This window comes from Mycobacterium sp. IS-836 (assembly GCF_001954275.1).
Taxonomy (GTDB): domain Bacteria; phylum Actinomycetota; class Actinomycetes; order Mycobacteriales; family Mycobacteriaceae; genus Mycobacterium.
The window spans coordinates 12869-29444 of sequence record NZ_MBEU01000088.1 but is presented as its reverse complement, the minus strand read 5'-3'; the positions used below and the strand labels follow the sequence as shown (position 1 = coordinate 29444).

The following is a 16576-nucleotide window of genomic DNA, read 5'->3' as shown; positions in this document are numbered from 1 at the left end:
AGCCCCGCCCAAATCCTCGATCGACTACTGTCAGCCCCACCACAAACCCCTGTTGCAACCAAACCTTGAATCCACCCCGTAGACGCTCGCAGTGGTTTATGTCTCGCGGTTTTCAGACGAGGGCGGCGAGCTTGCCGGCCAATCGCTCGACGTAGGCGGCGATTTCGTCGTCCGGACGGTCCGGAAGGCCGAACAGCACCTCGGTGACCCCGAGCTCGGCCCAGTGGGCCAGCTTCTCGGGCACCGGTTTGAAATCCAGAGCGACGATCTGCGGGGCGCCGTCGCGATTGGCGGCCGCCCAGGTGTCCTGCAACAGCTTCACCGGTTCGTCGATGTCGAAGTCGCGCGGGGTGGTGATCCATCCGTCGGCGCTGCGAGCGATCCACTTGAAGTTCTTCTCGTTGCCCGCGGCACCCACCAGCACCGGAATGTGGGACTGCACCGGCTTGGGCCAGGCCCAGCTGGGCCCGAACTTGACGAACTCGCCGTCGTAGGCGGCTTCCTCTTCCGTCCACAGCGCGCGCATCGCTTCGATGTATTCGCGCAGCATGGTGCGGCGGCGCCCGGCTGGGACGTTGTGGTCGGCGAGTTCGTCGGTGTTCCAGCCGAAACCGACGCCGAGGCTAACCCGGCCGCCGGAGAGATGGTCGAGGGTGGCGATGCTTTTCGCCAGCGTGATCGGGTCGTGTTCGACGGGCAGCGCCACCGCCGTGGACAGCCGCACCCGCGAGGTGACCGCGCACGCCGCGCCCAAGCTAACCCATGGGTCTAGTGTGCGCATGTACCGATCGTCCGGCAGCGACGCGTCACCCGTCGTCGGGTGAGCAGCCTCGCGCTTGATCGGGATATGGGTGTGTTCTGGCACGTAGAACGTCTGAAAGCCGTGGTCGTCGGCAAGCTTGGCGGCCGCCGCCGGAGTGATGCCACGGTCGCTGGTGAAAAGCACAAGGCCGTAATCCATGCACAGAATTAGAACGTGTTCTACCTGTCGTGGGCAAGCGGCGGTGAATCGGCGCTGCTCGCGCCGACAGGCCGGTGGCACCGGCACCCGCCCCGGAATGTGCGCTAGCGTGGTTGATCGATCGCGTCGCACCGCAAGCGCAGCAAGGCCTGGCGATTATGGCGCGCGCGAGCACAGCGTCGCACTGCAACGGTGGCGTGGCGCCGCTGAGGCAAAGACACTGAAAGCAACAGGAGGAGCCATGACCTACTCGCCCGGTAGTCCCGGATATCCAGCAACGCAACCCGGCGGCTCCTACCCAGGCGCCACGCCGTCGTTCGCCAAGGACGAAAGCGGCGAAAGCAACCTTCCGCTTTATTTGAACATCGCGGTGGTGGTGCTCGGCCTCGGCGTGTATCTGCTGAACTTCGGGCCGACCTTTACGCTCGGTGCCGATCTCGGGCCGGGCGCCGGCGGACGCGCCGGTGACGCGGGCACCGCTGTCCTTGTCGCCGTGCTGGCCGCGTTGCTCGCCGGGCTGAGCCTGCTGCCCAAGGCGAAGAGTTACGCGGGCGTCGTCGGCGTAATCGCTTCACTCGGCGCGCTACTCGCCATCGCGGAGACGATCAACACGCCAGCCGGTTTTGCGATCGGCTGGGCGATGTGGCCCCTGGTGGCATGCAGCGTGTTCCAGGCGATCGCCGCCGTGGTGGTCATCCTTTTGGATGCGGGTGTTATCACCCCCCCGGCCCCGCGGCCCAAGTACGACCCCTACGCGCAGTACGGCCAGTACGGGCAATACGGGTACGGCGCTCAGCAGCCCGGCGGTTACTACGGTCAGCCGGGCGCCCAGCAGCACGTTGCGCCGCAGTCGCACAACCCGCAGGCTTCCCCGTATGGATCGCAGTACGGCGGTTATCAGCCGAGCCAGGCTCCGACCCAGAGCGCGGTCCCGACCAACCCACCGAGCGGCGGATTCGGCGCCCAGCCGCAGGGGTCCTCGACGCCGCCCACCGGTTTCCCCAGCTTCAGCCCGCCGCCACCGGCCGGCGCGCCGAACCAAGCCGGCGACCAGCAGCCTTCCGGCCAGGGACAGGAGCAGTCGCCTTCATCGCCGGCTGGACCGGCGCCGAGCTAACCGCGCGCCTACGCGCCTAGTCGGGCACGTTCGCCAAGAGTGACAGGAGTGGAGGACAACCGGGCGGCGGGCGCTCGTCAAGCGCGTGACCTCGTCAGGGTCGCGTTCGGCCCGGCCGTGGTGGCGTTGGTCATCATCGCCGCGGTCACGCTGCTGCAGCTGCTGATCGCCAACAGCGACATGACCGGAGCGCTGGGCGCCATCGCCAGCATGTGGCTCGGTGTGCACCAGGTGCCGATCTCCATCGGCGGCCGCGAACTGGGCGTCATGCCGCTGCTGCCGGTCATGTTGATGGTGTGGGCCACAGCGCGCAGCACCGCGCGGGCCACCGCCCCGTCCTCGTCGTGGCTCGTCGTCCGCTGGGTTATCGCGTCGGCGCTGGGCGGCCCGTTGCTGATGGCGGCGATCGCGCTGGCGGTGATCCACGACGCGTCGTCGGTGATCACCGAGTTGCAGACACCAAGCGCCCTGCGCGCTTTCGCCAGTGTGCTGGTGGTGCATGCCATCGGTGCCGCGATCGGTGTGTCGTCCCGGGTGGGCCGACGGGCGCTGAGCGATTCGCCGCTGCCCAATTGGTTGGCGGATTCGGCGCGTGCCGCGGCCGCGGGCGTGCTGGCGTTGGTCGGCCTCTCCGGCTTGGTGACGGCCGGGTCGCTGGTCGTGCACTGGGCGACGATGCAAGAGCTCTATGGGATCACCGATTCGATCTTCGGCCAGTTCAGCCTCACGGTGCTGTCGGTATTGTACGCGCCGAACGTCATCGTCGGCACGGCGGCGGTCGCGGTCGGGTCCAGCGCGCATCTCGGCTTCGCGACGTTCAGTTCCTTCACCGTGTTCGGCGGCGACGTCCCCGCGCTGCCGGTGCTGGCCGCGGCGCCCACGCCGCCCCTCGGCCCGGTGTGGGTGGCGCTGCTCATCATCGGTGCGGCGTCGGGGGTGGCGGTCGGGCAGCAGTGCGCGCGGCGCCCGCTCCCACCGGTTCCGGCGATGGCCAAGCTGCTGGTCGCGTCGGTCGCCGGGGCGCTGGCCATGTCCTTGGTCGCGTACGGCGGCAGCGGTCGGCTGGGCAACTTCGGCGATGTCGGCGTGGACCAGGGCGCCCTGGTAGTCGGTGTGTTTTTCTGGTTCGCGGTCGTTGGCGGGGTCACGGTGGTGATGGCCGGGGGGATCCGGCGTCGGCCGAGGCGACCCAGGCGACCCGACCCCGCCCCCGCTGCTGATGAACCCGCTGACTTCGCCGACGCTTTCGACGAGCGGGACGTCGCCGAGTCGGGAGTCGACGAGCCGGAAGTCGCGCAGCCGGACGTCGACGAGCCGGAAGCCGCGCAGCCGGACGCCGAGGAGCCGCTCCCGCCGGACCCCGAGGGCGACCGCAAAGAGTAGGCGCCCCTCCTCGAATGTGACGGTGGCGTCACGCTCGGCGTCGAACGTGACGGTGGCGTCACGCTCGGCGGCGGGGTCGAAGACAGTAGGCTCGCCGATGTGCAGCAACCGCTCCACGTGCCCCCGAGCGCACCGGCTCGGCTCGTGGTGCTCGCATCGGGGACCGGTTCGCTACTGAACTCGCTACTCGCCGCCGCGGTCGGCGACTATCCGGCTCGCGTGGTCGCCGTCGGCGCCGATCGCGACTGCCTGGCCCTGGAGATCGCTCGGGCGGCGTCGGTACCGACGTTCACCGTCCGGCTCGGCGATCACTCAGACCGCGACGCCTGGGACGCCGCCATCACCGAGGCCGCCGCCGCGCACGCGCCTGATCTGATCGTGTCCGCCGGATTCATGAAACTACTTGGACCACAGTTTCTTTCGCGGTACCTCGGACGCATCCTCAATACCCATCCGGCGCTACTGCCCGCGTTTCCCGGGGCGCACGCGGTGCCCGAAGCGCTGGCCTATGGCGTACGGGTCACAGGCTGTACGGTGCACCTGGTGGACGCCGGCACCGACACCGGGCCGATATTGGCGCAGCAATCCGTTCCGGTACTGGACGGCGACACCGAAGAGACATTGCACGAACGCATCAAGGTCACCGAACGCCAACTGCTGGTCGACGTGGTGGCCGCGATCGCGACCCGCGGCGTGACCTGGATCGGACGAAAGGCGACCCTGGGATGAGCACACCCATGAGCTCCGACGAGTCAAGAAGGCCGATCCGCCGCGCGCTGATCAGCGTCTACGACAAGACCGGGTTGGTAGAGCTGGCCCGGGGGCTGAGTGCGGCCGGCGTCGAAATCGTCTCGACCGGATCAACGGCCAAAACCATTGCCGGCGAAGGGATCCCGGTGACCCCCGTAGAGGAACTGACCGGCTTCCCGGAGGTGCTCGACGGCCGGGTCAAGACGCTGCACCCGCGGGTGCACGCCGGCCTGCTGGCCGACCTGCGCAAACCCGAACACGCCGCGGCGCTCGAGCAGCTCGGCATCGCGGCCTTCGAGCTGGTGGTCGTCAACCTGTATCCGTTCAGCCAGACCGTCGACTCCGGTGCCGGCATCGACGAATGTGTCGAGCAGATCGACATCGGCGGCCCCTCGATGGTGCGGGCCGCGGCGAAAAACCATCCCAGCGTGGCCGTCGTCACCGACCCGCTCGGGTACGACGGAGTGCTCGCCGCGGTGCGCAACGGCGGATTCAGCCTCTCCGAGCGCAAAAAGCTGGCGTCGCTGGCGTTTCAGCACACCGCGGAGTACGACATCGCCGTCGCGAGCTGGATGGAGTCGACGCTGGCGCCCGAACATCCACCGACGGCGTTTCCCGAATGGTTCGCTCGCGGCTGGCGCCGTTCGGCGATGCTGCGCTACGGCGAGAACCCCCACCAGCAAGCGGCGCTGTACAGCGACCCCGGCGCCTGGCCGGGCCTGGCGCAGGCGGAGCAACTGCACGGAAAAGAGATGTCCTACAACAACTTCACCGACGCCGACGCGGCGTGGCGCGCGGCCTTCGACCACGAACAGACCTGTGTGGCAATCATCAAGCACGCCAACCCATGTGGGATCGCAATCTCGTCGGTGTCGGTCGCCGATGCACATCGCAAGGCACACGAGTGCGATCCGCTGAGCGCCTTCGGGGGAGTCATCGCGTCGAACTCCGAAGTCAGCGTCGAGATGGCGGAATATGTGAGCACCATCTTCACCGAGGTGATCGTCGCGCCCGCGTATGCGCCCGGTGCCCTGGACGTGCTGACCCGCAAGAAGAACATCCGGGTGCTGGTGGCCTCCGAGCCGCTGACCGGGGGGACCGAGCTGCGGCCCGTCAGCGGGGGGCTGCTGATGCAGCAGCGCGACGAGCTGGACGCACACGGTGACAATCCCGCGAACTGGACCCTGGCGACCGGCTCACCGGCCGACCCGGAGACGTTGACCGACTTGGTGTTTGCGTGGCGCACCTGCCGCGCGGTCAAATCGAACGCGATCGTGATCGCGGCGGACGGCGCCACCATCGGCGTCGGCATGGGCCAAGTGAATCGGGTCGACGCGGCCCGGCTGGCCGTGGCCCGCGGCGGCGACCGGGTCCGGGGCGCGGTCGCGGCGTCGGACGCTTTCTTTCCGTTCCCCGACGGGCTCGAGACGCTGGCCGCCGCCGGGGTCAAGGCGATAGTGCATCCGGGGGGCTCGGTGCGTGACGACGAGGTGACCGAGGCGGCCGCCAAGGCCGGCGTCACCGTGTACCTCACCGGCGCGCGCCACTTCGCTCACTGAACACCACGCACTGTGATGCGGGTGGCCAACGCGTAACTTGGAGAGGTGGCATCACCGAGTAACCTGCCCCGCACGGTCGGCGAATTGCGCGCAACCGGCCATCGTGAACGCGGAGTCAAGCAGGAAATCCGAGAGAATCTGCTGACCGCATTGGCCGAGGGCGATGAGGTCTGGCCAGGCATCCTGGGTTTCGACGACACCGTCTTGCCGCAGGTGGAGCGGGCGCTGATCGCCGGCCACGACTTCGTCCTGCTGGGCGAGCGCGGCCAGGGCAAAACCCGGTTGTTGCGGGCGCTGGCCGGGCTGCTCGACGAGTGGACGCCGGTGATCGGCGGTGCCGAATTGGGTGAGCATCCCTACACGCCGATCACGCCCGAGTCGATCCGGCGGGCGGCCACGCTCGGCGACGACCTGCCGGTGGCCTGGCGGCACCGCAGCGAACGCTATACCGAGAAGCTCGCTACGCCCGATACCAGCGTGGCCGACCTGGTCGGTGACATCGACCCGATCAAGGTGGCCGAGGGCCGCAGCCTCGGCGACCCGGAGACCATCGCCTATGGACTCATCCCGCGGGCCCACCGCGGCATCGTGGCGGTCAACGAATTGCCTGACCTCGCCGAGCGCATCCAGGTGTCGATGCTCAATGTCATGGAGGAGCGGGACATCCAGGTCCGCGGCTACACGCTGCGCCTGCCGCTCGACGTGTTGGTGGTGGCCAGCGCGAACCCCGAGGACTACACCAACCGGGGCCGCATCATCACCCCGCTCAAGGACCGCTTCGGCGCCGAGATCCGGACGCATTACCCGCTGGAGCTCGAGGCCGAGATGGGCGTGATCACCCAGGAGGCACACCTGAGCGCGCAGGTCCCCGACTACCTTGTCCAGGTGATGGCCCGGTTCGCCCGCTATCTGCGCGAGTCCAGTTCGGTCGATCAGCGTTCGGGGGTGTCGGCGCGGTTCGCGATCGCCGCGGCCGAGACCGTCGCGGCCGCCGCCCGGCATCGCGGCGCGGTGCTGGGCGAGACCGATCCGGTGGCCCGCGTGGTCGACCTGGGCACGGTGATCGACGTGCTGCGGGGCAAGCTGGAGTTCGAGTCCGGTGAGGAAGGCCGCGAACAGGCGGTGCTCGAACACCTGTTGCGCCGCGCGACCGCCGATACCGCGTCGCGGGTCCTCGGCGGCATCGACGTCGGCTCGCTGGTGGCCGCGGTCGAGGCCGGTTCGGCGGTGACGACCGGCGAGCGGGTGTCGGCCAAGGACGTGCTGGCCGCGGTGCCGGGGCTACCGGTCGTCGACAAGATCGCGAAAAAGCTGGGCGCCGAATCCGAAGGCGAGCGTGCCGCGGCACTGGAGCTCGCGCTGGAGGCGCTGTACCTGGCCAAGCGGATCGACAAGGTGTCCGGGGAGGGCCAAACCGTTTATGGCTAAAGGGCACTCGTCGCGCTACTCGGCGTACACCGGCGGGCCCGACCCGCTGGCTCCGCCGGTGGACCTGCGCGAGGCCCTCGAGCAGATCGGGCAGGACGTCATGGCCGGCACGTCGCCGCGCCGCGCGCTGTCCGAGCTGCTTCGCCGCGGCACCAAGAACATGCCCGGCGCCGACCGGCTCGCGGCCGAGGCCAACCGGAGGCGACGGGACCTGTTGCGCCGCAATAACTTGGACGGCACGCTGCAGGAGATCAAAAAGCTGCTCGATGAGGCCGTACTGGCCGAACGCAAAGAGTTGGCCCGCGCGCTCGACGATGACGCCCGCTTCGGCGAATTGCAGCTGGACTCGCTGCCGGCCTCGCCGGCCAAGGCCGTTCAGGAGCTTTCCGACTACAACTGGCGCAGCAGCGAGGCGCGCGAAAAGTACGAGCAGATCAAGGATTTGCTTGGCCGCGAGATGCTGGACCAGCGCTTCGCGGGCATGAAACAGGCGCTGGAGGGTGCCACCGAAGAGGATCGCCAGCGCGTCACCGAGATGCTGGATGACCTCAACGAGCTGCTGGACAAGCACTCCCGTGGCGAGGACACGCAACAGGACTTCCAGGACTTCATGGACAAGCACGGCGAGTTCTTCCCGGAGAACCCGCGCAATGTCGAGGAGCTGCTGGACTCGCTGGCCAAGCGCGCAGCCGCCGCGCAGCGTTTCCGCAACAGCCTGAGCCCCGAGCAGCGGGCCGAGCTGGATGCCTTGGCGCAGCAGGCATTTGGTTCGCCGTCGTTGATGAACGCGCTGAATCGGCTCGATGCGCACCTGCAGGCCGCTCGGCCGGGGGAGGACTGGACCGGCTCCGAGCAGTTCTCCGGTGACAATCCGTTCGGCATGGGTGAGGGGACCCAGGCGCTATCCGACATCGCCGAGCTGGAGCAGCTGGCCGAGCAGCTCTCGCAGAGCTATCCGGGCGCCACGATGGACGACGTCGATCTGGACGCGCTGGCACGTCAGCTTGGCGACGACGCCGCCATCGACGCCCGAACGCTGGCCGAATTGGAACGCGCGTTGGTGAACCAAGGTTTCCTGGATCGTGGTTCCGACGGCCAGTGGCGGCTTTCCCCTAAGGCCATGCGCAGGCTCGGCGAGACGGCGTTACGCGATGTGGCGCAACAGCTTTCCGGTCGACACGGTGAGCGTGACCATCGTCGGGCGGGGGCCGCCGGCGAGCTGACCGGAGCGACCCGGCCCTGGCAATTCGGTGACACCGAGCCGTGGAACATCTCGCGCACGCTGACCAACGCGGTGCTGCGGCAGGCGGGAACCGCGACCCTGGAGGGCGGGGCCGGACCCATCCGGATAACCGTCGACGACGTGGAGGTCTCCGAGACCGAAACACGCACGCAGGCGGCGGTGGCGCTGTTGGTGGATACCTCGTTTTCGATGGTGATGGAGAATCGCTGGCTGCCGATGAAGCAGACGGCGCTCGCGCTCAATCATCTGGTATGCACGCGGTTCCGGTCGGATGCGTTGCAGATCATCGCGTTTGGCCGGTACGCCCGGACGGTGACCGCGGCGGAGCTGACCGGCCTGGAAGGCGTCTACGAGCAGGGCACCAACCTGCATCACGCACTGGCGCTGGCGGGTCGTCACCTGCGGCGGCACCCCAACGCGCAGCCCGTCGTGCTGGTGGTGACCGACGGCGAGCCGACCGCGCATCTGGAGGACTTCGACGGTGAGGGGTCTTCCGCGGTGTTTTTCGATTATCCGCCGCACCCGCGGACCATCGCCCATACCGTGCGGGGATTCGACGAGATGGCCCGGCTCGGAGCGCAAGTCACGATCTTCCGACTGGGCAGCGACCCCGGCCTGGCCCGGTTTATCGACCAGGTCGCGCGGCGGGTCGAGGGACGCGTCGTGGTGCCCGATCTCGACGGGCTGGGCGCCGCGGTGGTGGGCGACTACCTGCGCTCCCGGCGCCGTCGCTAACGCCGGCCTTCGTGGCTACCCGCGGGACCGGCGGGCCTTGCGCTTGATGCCCACGCCGCCCCAGAACGAGAAGCCGCGAATGTTCACCTTCGGCGCGCCAGGCGTGCCCTGGCCCAGGACGGTGCGGTCGAAGCCACCCATCACGCCGCGTCCGTGAATTTCGACGTTGACTTCGGGAGGTAGCACGATGTTCTGCATGCCCATGATCGAGATTGCATGAATGTCGACTTCTGTTGAGGTGAAGTCGGCGTAGCGCAAATCCACCACCCCGTTGCCCCAAAAGGTGAACGTGGTCAGCTTCTTCGGGACATTCCATCGGCCACGACGCTCGAATCCGCTCATCAACGCCAGCAGCAGGGTGGACGGCGCCGGGTTGAGCTTGCTGCCCCGCCGCGGGATCATCGCCGAACCCGGCAGGTCCGCCCGCAGCTGGTCCAGCTCCTCGTACGTGGTTGCCGCGTATGCCCTGGTCAGCCGGTCTTCGTAGTCCTTGAGCTGCAGGCGGCCCTGTTCGGCGGCGTAGGCGAGCAACTGCGCGATCTGGATGCGATCGGTGTCGCCCGCCCGCGACGATTCGCCGCGTGTGTCGTTTGCGTCGCGTTGCGCTGGGTTGCTCATCACCCACGAGCGTACGACGTAGAAGTTTTGCTGCAAGTGGGTTGGCTAAACTGCAATCTTCCGCCGCGGCCGCGCTCGATCGTCGGGCCGTTTTCGTCGCGACGGCGGGCCGTTAGACGTTTGCCCAACGAGGCGGACGTTTCTGCAGGAACGCGAGCATCCCTTCGCGGGCTTCGTCGGAGACGAACAGCCGCGCCGACTCCTCGCAGAGCCGCTCAGCGTCGCGATCGAACCCTTCCAGCAGGGCCGCGGTGGTCAACGCTTTCGACGCCGCAAGACCCTGTGGAGAACCGCGGCTCACGTCGGCGACCACCTTCGCTACCGCCGCGTCCACGTCGTCGGCCGCCATGGTGATCAACCCGATTCCCGCGGCCTGGCCGGCGTCGAACGTCTCGCCCGTCAGGTAGTAGCGGGAGGCGGCTCGAGACGACATCTTCGGCAGCAGCGTCAGCGAGATGATCGCCGGCGCCACACCGATGCGTGCCTCGGTCAGCGCGAAGGTGCTGCGCGGGCCCGCGATCGCGATGTCGCACGCACCGACGAGCCCGAACCCGCCGGCGCGGACGTGCCCGTTGATCGCGGCGATCACCGGCAGTGGCGACTCGACGATGGCGCGCAATAGCGCGGTCAATTCCCGGGCCCGGGCCGCGGCCATGTCGAAGGGGTCGCCGCCGCCGGCCTCGCTCAGGTCGGCACCCGCGCAGAAGGTGCCGCCGGTGTGCCCGAGCACCACCGCCCGCACCGCCGGGTCCGCGGCCGCGTCGCGCAGCCCCTGATGCAGCTGGCTGACGAGGGTGGCGGACAGCGCGTTTCGGTTGTGCGGTGAGTTCAGCGTCAGCCGGGCGACGGGCCCGTCGACCGAATATTCGACGACGGCATCCATCAGTACGACCGAGGCAGGCCCAGCGATGTCTGCGCGACGAAGTTCAACACCATCTCGCGACTGATCGGGGCGATCCGGCCCAGCCGGGCGGATGTCAGCATCGCGGCGACGCCGTATTCCTGCGTCAGGCCGTTGCCGCCCATCGACTGCACCGCCTGGTCGACCGAGCGCGTGGCCGCCTCGGCCGCAGCGTATTTGGCCATATTGGCGGCTTCGGCCGCGCCCATGTCGTCGCCGCTGTCGTAGAGCGTCGCCGCCTTCTGCATCATCAGCTTGGCGAGCTGGACCTCAATGTGGCACTGCGCCAACGGATGTGACAGTCCCTGGTGCGCGCCGATCGGGGTGGACCAGACCTTACGCGTCTTGACGTAGTCGACGGCCTTCTCCAGCGCGAACCGCCCCATGCCCACCGAGCTGGCCGCACCCATGATCCGCTCGGGGTTCAGGCCCGCGAAAAGCTGTGCGATGGCGGCGTCTTCGGCCCCGACGAGCGCATCCGACGGCAGCCGGACGTCATCGAGGAAGACCTGGAACTGTCGTTCGGGGCTGATCAGCTCCATGTCGATGGGGGTATAGGTAAAGCCCGGAGCATCGGTGGGTACCACGAACAGCGCCGGCCGCAGCTTGCCCGTCTTGGCCTCCTCGGTCCGGGCCACCACCAGTACGGCTTGCGCTTGGTCGATGCCGGAGATGAAGACCTTCTGGCCCTTGAGAATCCAGTCGCTGCCGTCGCGACGGGCGGTGGTGATGATCTTGTGCGAGTTGGATCCGGCGTCCGGTTCGGTGATGGCGAAGGCCATCGTCAGCGAGCCGTCCGCGATGGCGGGAATCCAGCGCTTCTTCTGCTCCTCGGTACCGAACTTGCTGATGATCGTGCCGTTGATGGCCGGTGATACCACCATCAGCAGCAGTGCGCTGCCCGCGGCGGCCATCTCCTCCATCACCAGCGACAGCTCGTACATACCGGCGCCGCCACCGCCGTACTCCTCGGGCAGGTTCACCCCGAGAAAGCCGAGTTTGCCTGCCTCGGACCATAACTCGTCGGTGTGCTCGTGAGCGCGCGCCTTCTTCAGGTAGTACTCGGCGCCGTAGCCAGACGCCCACGCGGCCACAGACTTGCGCAGCGCCTGGCGCTCCTCGCTCTCGATGAAGCTGGTATCGGTCATTTCGGATCTCCTTCTTGGGACGGCGCCTCCACGCGCGCGAGGACTGCGCCGACTTCGACTTGCTGACCGGCTGTGACGTCGAGCTGGGTGAGCACGCCGTCGGTCGGTGCGGTGATGGTGTGCTCCATCTTCATCGCCTCCAGCCAGATCAGGGGCTGACCCGCGGTGACGGCCTCGCCGACCGCGGCACCGAGGCGGATGACGTTGCCGGGCATCGGGGCTACCAGGGATCCCTGCTCGACCGCCGAGCCGGGTTCGGGGAACCGTGGCAGCGCGACCAGGTGAACGGGCCCGCGCGCGGAATCGACGTGGATGTCGTGGCCGTATCGCGCGACCGCGAAACTGCAGGCCACGCCCGCGGCGTCGGACAGCACGACCTCATCTTGCGTCGCCGAGACCAACTCCACGGCCTCGTCTCCCGCGAGCACCAATCCGGTTCTGGTGAACCGGTATTCGATCCGGTGCTCGGTGTCGGCGTCGTCGCGGTAGCTCTTGGCCTGGAAGCCGGAGGCGAGATTGCGCCAGCCGCCCGGGATCGACGGGAACACGTCGGCCGTCGCGCGATTGTGCGCGGCGTCGGCGAGCGCGGCGGCAATCGCGGACAACCGGACCGTCGCGTCGTCGGCGAGCGGGGCGGACAGCTCGGCCAGGCCGTGCGTGTCGAAAAACGCCGTGTCGGTGGCGCCGGCGAGAAAAGCCGGATGGCGAAGCACGTTCACCAGGAGCTCGCGATTGGTGCGCAGGCCGTGCAGGCGGGCGCGGGCCAGCGCATCGGCGAGCACCAACGCGGACTGACGTCGCGTCGGTGCATACGAGATGACTTTGGCCAGCATCGGGTCGTAGTAGATCGACACCGTCGAGCCGGCGACGATGCCGGAGTCCAACCGGATCCCGGTTCGTCGTCCCAGCGAGCCGAACTCGGCTGCGACCGAGGGCACGTCGATCGTATGCACCTCGCCGGCCTGCGGCTGCCAGCCGTGCGCCGGATCCTCGGCGTAGAGCCGGGCCTCGATCGAATACCCTTGGCCCCCTGGGGGTTCGGCATCGAGTCGACCGCCTTCGGCGACCCCGAGCTGCAGCTCGACCAGGTCCAGTCCGGTGGTCTCTTCGGTGACCGGGTGCTCGACCTGCAGCCGGGTGTTCATCTCCAGGAAGTAGAAGTCGCCTTCGTCGTCGGCGAGGAACTCCACCGTCCCGGCACCGGTGTAACCGATGGCGCCGGCTGCCAGCCGGGCCGCGTCGAACAGCTTGGCGCGCATGCCCGGCGTGCGCTCGACCAACGGCGACGGCGCCTCTTCGATGATCTTTTGGTGGCGACGCTGGATCGAGCACTCCCGTTCCCCGACGGCCCAGACGGTGCCGTGAGTGTCGGCGATGACCTGAACCTCGACGTGGTGTCCGGTGGGCAGGTAGCGCTCGCAGAAGACAGTGGGGTCGCCGAACGCGGATTGTGCCTCGCGCTGCGCCGCGGCGACTTCGCCTGGCAGCGCCGACAATTCGCGAACCACTCGCATGCCGCGGCCGCCGCCGCCCGCGGACGCCTTGACCAGCACCGGCAGCTGGTCCTCGGTGACGGTGTCGGGATCGAGTTCGTCGAGGACCGGGACACCGGCGGCGGCCATCAGCTTCTTGGCCTCGATCTTGGAGCCCATCGCGCGCACCGCGTCCACCGGCGGCCCGACCCAGGTCAGGCCGGCCTCTTGCACGGCGGCCGCGAATTCGGCGTTCTCGGAAAGGAATCCGTAGCCAGGGTGTACGGCGTCGGCTCCGGCGGCGCGGGCCGCGGCGATGATGGCGTCGGCGTTGAGGTAGTCATTGGTCTTGGGCAGCCGTACCCGCGCGTCGGCCTCGGCGACGTGCGGGGCAGTGTCGTCGGGTTCGGTGTAAACGGCGACGGTGCCCAGGCCGAGCCGCCGACAGGTGGCGAAGACCCGCCGGGCGATCTCGCCGCGGTTGGCAACCAGCACTCGAGTGATTCCCATGAGGCTCACATCCGGAAGACGCCGAAGTTCGACGTCCCTTTGATCGGGCCATTGGCGATGGCGGACAAACACATTCCCAGTACCGTGCGGGTGTCGCGCGGGTCGATGACGCCGTCGTCGTAGAGCATCCCGGACAGCACCAAGGGCAGTGACTCGGCCTCGATCTGCCCTTCGACCGCGGCGCGCATCGCGGCGTCAGCTTCCTCGTCGACCTGATCCCCGCGGGCCTGGGCGGCTGCGCGCGCCACGATCGACAGCACGCCGGAGAGCTGGGCGCCGCCCATCACCGCGGCCTTGGCGCTGGGCCAGGCGAAGAGGAAGCGGGGATCGTAGGCCCGCCCGCACATGCCGTAGTGCCCGGCGCCGTAGGACGCTCCGATCAGCAACGAGATGTGCGGGACGGTCGAATTGGAGACGGCGTTGATCATCATCGAGCCGTGTTTGATCATGCCGCCTTCTTCGTAGTCTTTGCCCACCATGTAGCCGGTGGTGTTGTGCAGGAACAACAGTGGTGTGTCCGAGCGGTTGGCGAGCTGGATGAACTGGGTGGCCTTCTGCGACTCCTCGCTGAACAGGATGCCGCGCGCGTTGGCCAGGATGCCCAGGGGGTAGCCGTGCAGCCGCGCCCAGCCGGTCACCAGCGAGGACCCGTACAGCGGTTTGAACTCGTCGAATTCGGAGCCGTCGACGATGCGGGCGATCACCTCGCGTGGGTCGAACGGGATGCGCAGATCCGGCGGCACGATGCCGATCAGCTCCTCGGCGTCGAACAGCGGCTCGGTCACGGGCCCGGGCGCCGGGCCCTGTTTGACCCAGTTGAGCCGCGCGACGATGCGCCGCCCGATCCGCAGCGCGTCCAGCTCGTCGACGGCGAAGTAGTCGGCCAAACCCGATGTGCGGGCATGCATTTCGGCGCCGCCCAGTGACTCGTCGTCGGATTCCTCGCCGGTGGCCATCTTGACCAGCGGTGGGCCGGCGAGGAAGACCTTCGAGCGTTCCTTGATCATCACCACGTGGTCGGACATGCCGGGGACGTAGGCGCCGCCCGCGGTGGAGTTGCCGAACACCAGCGCGATGGTGGGGATCCCGGCCGCCGAGAGCCGGGTGAGATCCCGGAACATCCGCCCGCCGGGGATGAAGATTTCCTTCTGCGTCGGCAGATCCGCGCCGCCGGATTCGACGAGCGAGACGACGGGAAGCCGGTTCTCGAAGGCGATTTGGTTGGCCCGCAGTATCTTCTTGAGCGTCCACGGATTGCTGGTGCCGCCTTTGACCGTGGGGTCGTTGGCGACGATCATGCATTCCACGCCGGACACCGCGCCGATGCCGGTGACCGTGCTGGCGCCGATCTGAAAGGCACTGCCGTAGGCGGCCAGTGGGCTAAGTTCCAGGAACGGGGAGTCCGGGTCGACGAGCAGCTCGATGCGTTCCCGGGCGGTCAGCTTGCCGCGGGCGTGATGACGCTCGACATACTTGGGCCCGCCGCCCCCAAGCGCTTTGGCGAGCTCGGCCTCGATCTCGGTCAGCTTTGCGTTCGCGGCCGACGCCGCCTCGGCATAGGTGTCGGCCTTCGGATCGAGGGTGGACTTCAATACCGTCATGATTGGAATCCCAGGGTCTTGGCGGCCAGCGCGGTGAGGATTTCGGTGGTTCCGCCGCCGATGCCCAGGATCCTCATGTCCCGGTACTGGCGTTCGACTTCGGATTCCGCCATGTAGCCCATGCCGCCGAACAGCTGAACGGCTTGGTTGGCAACCCATTCCCCGGCCTCGACGGCGGTGTTCTTGGCGAAGCACACGGAAGCGATCAGGTTGGTCTCGCCGGCCAATTGGCGCTCCACCACATGGCGTGAGTAGACCCGGGCGACGTCGATGCGCCGGGCCATCTCGGCCAGCGTGTTCTGCACCGACTGGCGCGATATCAGCGGGCGGCCGAACGTCTCCCGGTCGCGGCACCACTGCACGGTCAGGTCCAGACACCGCTGCGCGCTCGAATACGCCTGCGCGGCAAGGCCGATCCGCTCGGCGACGAAGGCCTGCGCGATCTGTGCGAATCCGCTGTGTTCGGCGCCGACGAGGTTGGCCCGGGGCACTCGCACGTCCGTGTAGGACAGCTCGGCGGTGTCGGAGGACCGCCAGCCCATCTTGTCCAGCTTGCGGGTCACCTCGAAACCGGGCGTGCCCTTCTCGACCAGGAGCAGGGAAACCCCGGCCGCGCCGGGTCCGCCGGTGCGCACCGCGGTGACGACGTAGTCGGCGCGCACCCCGGAGGTGATGTAGGTTTTCGCCCCGTTGACCACGTAGTGGTCGCCGTCCAACGCCGCGCTGGTGCGCAGGTGCCCCACGTCCGAGCCGCCGCCGGGCTCGGTGATGGCCAGCGATCCGATCTTCTCGCCGGCCAGCGTCGGCCGGACAAACTCATCGATCAGCCGCTCGTCGCCGGAGGCGATCATGTGCGGCACCGCGATTCCACACGTGAACAGCGACGCGTAGACGCCGCCGGGCGTGCCGGCCTGATGCATCTCTTCGCAGATGACCACCGCGTCGGCGCCGTCCCCGCCACCGCCCCCGACCGCCTCGGGAAAGCCGGCGCCGAGCAGCCCGGCCGCTCCGGCGCGACGGTGCAGCTCGCGCGGCAGGTCGCCGGTGCGCTCCCACTCGTCGACGTTGGGCAGGATCTCGCGTTCTGCGAAGGAGCGCACCGTCTTTCGCAGCTGTTCGCGCTCCGGCGTGGTCCAGATATTCACAGCAG

General features: G+C 68.3%; 13 protein-coding genes. 6 read left to right on the top strand and 7 right to left on the bottom strand.

Annotated elements, in window-relative coordinates; all coding sequences use genetic code 11:
- Positions 1–112: 112 nt before the first annotated feature.
- Positions 113–961 carry an LLM class F420-dependent oxidoreductase gene (locus A5747_RS23735; protein WP_076128864.1) on the bottom strand — a complete coding sequence of 283 codons (849 nt, stop codon included), beginning with the start codon at positions 959–961 and terminating at the stop codon, positions 113–115.
- Positions 962–1202: 241 nt separating this feature from the next.
- On the opposite strand from A5747_RS23735, the gene A5747_RS23730 reads away from it, so the two are divergent.
- From A5747_RS23730 to A5747_RS23705, 6 genes are all read left to right on the top strand, one after another.
- Entirely contained in the window at positions 1203–2078 is an 876-nt protein-coding gene (locus A5747_RS23730; protein WP_076128862.1) for a DUF5336 domain-containing protein, read from the top strand.
- Positions 2079–2126: 48 nt separating this feature from the next.
- On the top strand, positions 2127–3461 hold the full coding sequence (locus A5747_RS23725) for a DUF6350 family protein (RefSeq protein WP_076128861.1): 1335 nt from the start codon (positions 2127–2129) through the stop codon (positions 3459–3461).
- Between the two features lie 99 nt (positions 3462–3560).
- Positions 3561–4190: a phosphoribosylglycinamide formyltransferase gene (gene purN, locus A5747_RS23720; RefSeq protein ID WP_076128859.1), complete on the top strand. Its 630-nt coding sequence runs from the start codon at positions 3561–3563 to the stop codon at positions 4188–4190.
- 8 nt (positions 4191–4198) lie between these two features.
- The gene (gene purH / locus A5747_RS23715) at positions 4199–5770 is read left to right on the top strand and encodes a bifunctional phosphoribosylaminoimidazolecarboxamide formyltransferase/IMP cyclohydrolase (protein ID WP_142245712.1); all 1572 of its coding nucleotides are present in this window, start codon (positions 4199–4201) and stop codon (positions 5768–5770) included.
- Between the two features lie 45 nt (positions 5771–5815).
- Entirely contained in the window at positions 5816–7198 is a 1383-nt protein-coding gene (locus A5747_RS23710; RefSeq protein WP_076128855.1) for a sigma 54-interacting transcriptional regulator, read from the top strand.
- Entirely contained in the window at positions 7191–9176 is a 1986-nt protein-coding gene (locus A5747_RS23705) for a VWA domain-containing protein (RefSeq protein ID WP_076128853.1), read from the top strand. Before A5747_RS23710 ends, A5747_RS23705 begins: the two co-directional genes overlap by 8 nt.
- A 15-nt stretch (positions 9177–9191) precedes the next feature.
- Here A5747_RS23705 and A5747_RS23700 read toward each other — a convergent pair whose 3' ends face one another.
- The 6 genes from A5747_RS23700 to A5747_RS23675 form a co-directional block, all read right to left on the bottom strand.
- On the bottom strand, positions 9192–9794 hold the full coding sequence (locus A5747_RS23700; RefSeq protein ID WP_076128875.1) for a DUF1707 domain-containing protein: 603 nt from the start codon (positions 9792–9794) through the stop codon (positions 9192–9194).
- Between the two features lie 112 nt (positions 9795–9906).
- A complete protein-coding gene (locus tag A5747_RS23695; protein ID WP_076128852.1) occupies positions 9907–10677 on the bottom strand; it encodes an enoyl-CoA hydratase family protein in 771 nt (256 codons plus the stop codon).
- Positions 10677–11843: an acyl-CoA dehydrogenase family protein gene (locus tag A5747_RS23690; RefSeq protein WP_076128850.1), complete on the bottom strand. Its 1167-nt coding sequence runs from the start codon at positions 11841–11843 to the stop codon at positions 10677–10679. The genes A5747_RS23695 and A5747_RS23690 overlap by 1 nt, the downstream gene beginning before the upstream one ends.
- Positions 11840–13825: a biotin carboxylase N-terminal domain-containing protein gene (locus A5747_RS23685; protein WP_076128849.1), complete on the bottom strand. Its 1986-nt coding sequence runs from the start codon at positions 13823–13825 to the stop codon at positions 11840–11842. The genes A5747_RS23690 and A5747_RS23685 overlap by 4 nt, the downstream gene beginning before the upstream one ends.
- A 5-nt stretch (positions 13826–13830) precedes the next feature.
- Positions 13831–15426 carry an acyl-CoA carboxylase subunit beta gene (locus A5747_RS23680; protein ID WP_076128847.1) on the bottom strand — a complete coding sequence of 532 codons (1596 nt, stop codon included), beginning with the start codon at positions 15424–15426 and terminating at the stop codon, positions 13831–13833.
- Entirely contained in the window at positions 15423–16571 is a 1149-nt protein-coding gene (locus A5747_RS23675) for an acyl-CoA dehydrogenase family protein (RefSeq protein WP_076128845.1), read from the bottom strand. The genes A5747_RS23680 and A5747_RS23675 overlap by 4 nt, the downstream gene beginning before the upstream one ends.
- Positions 16572–16576 lie beyond the last annotated feature (5 nt).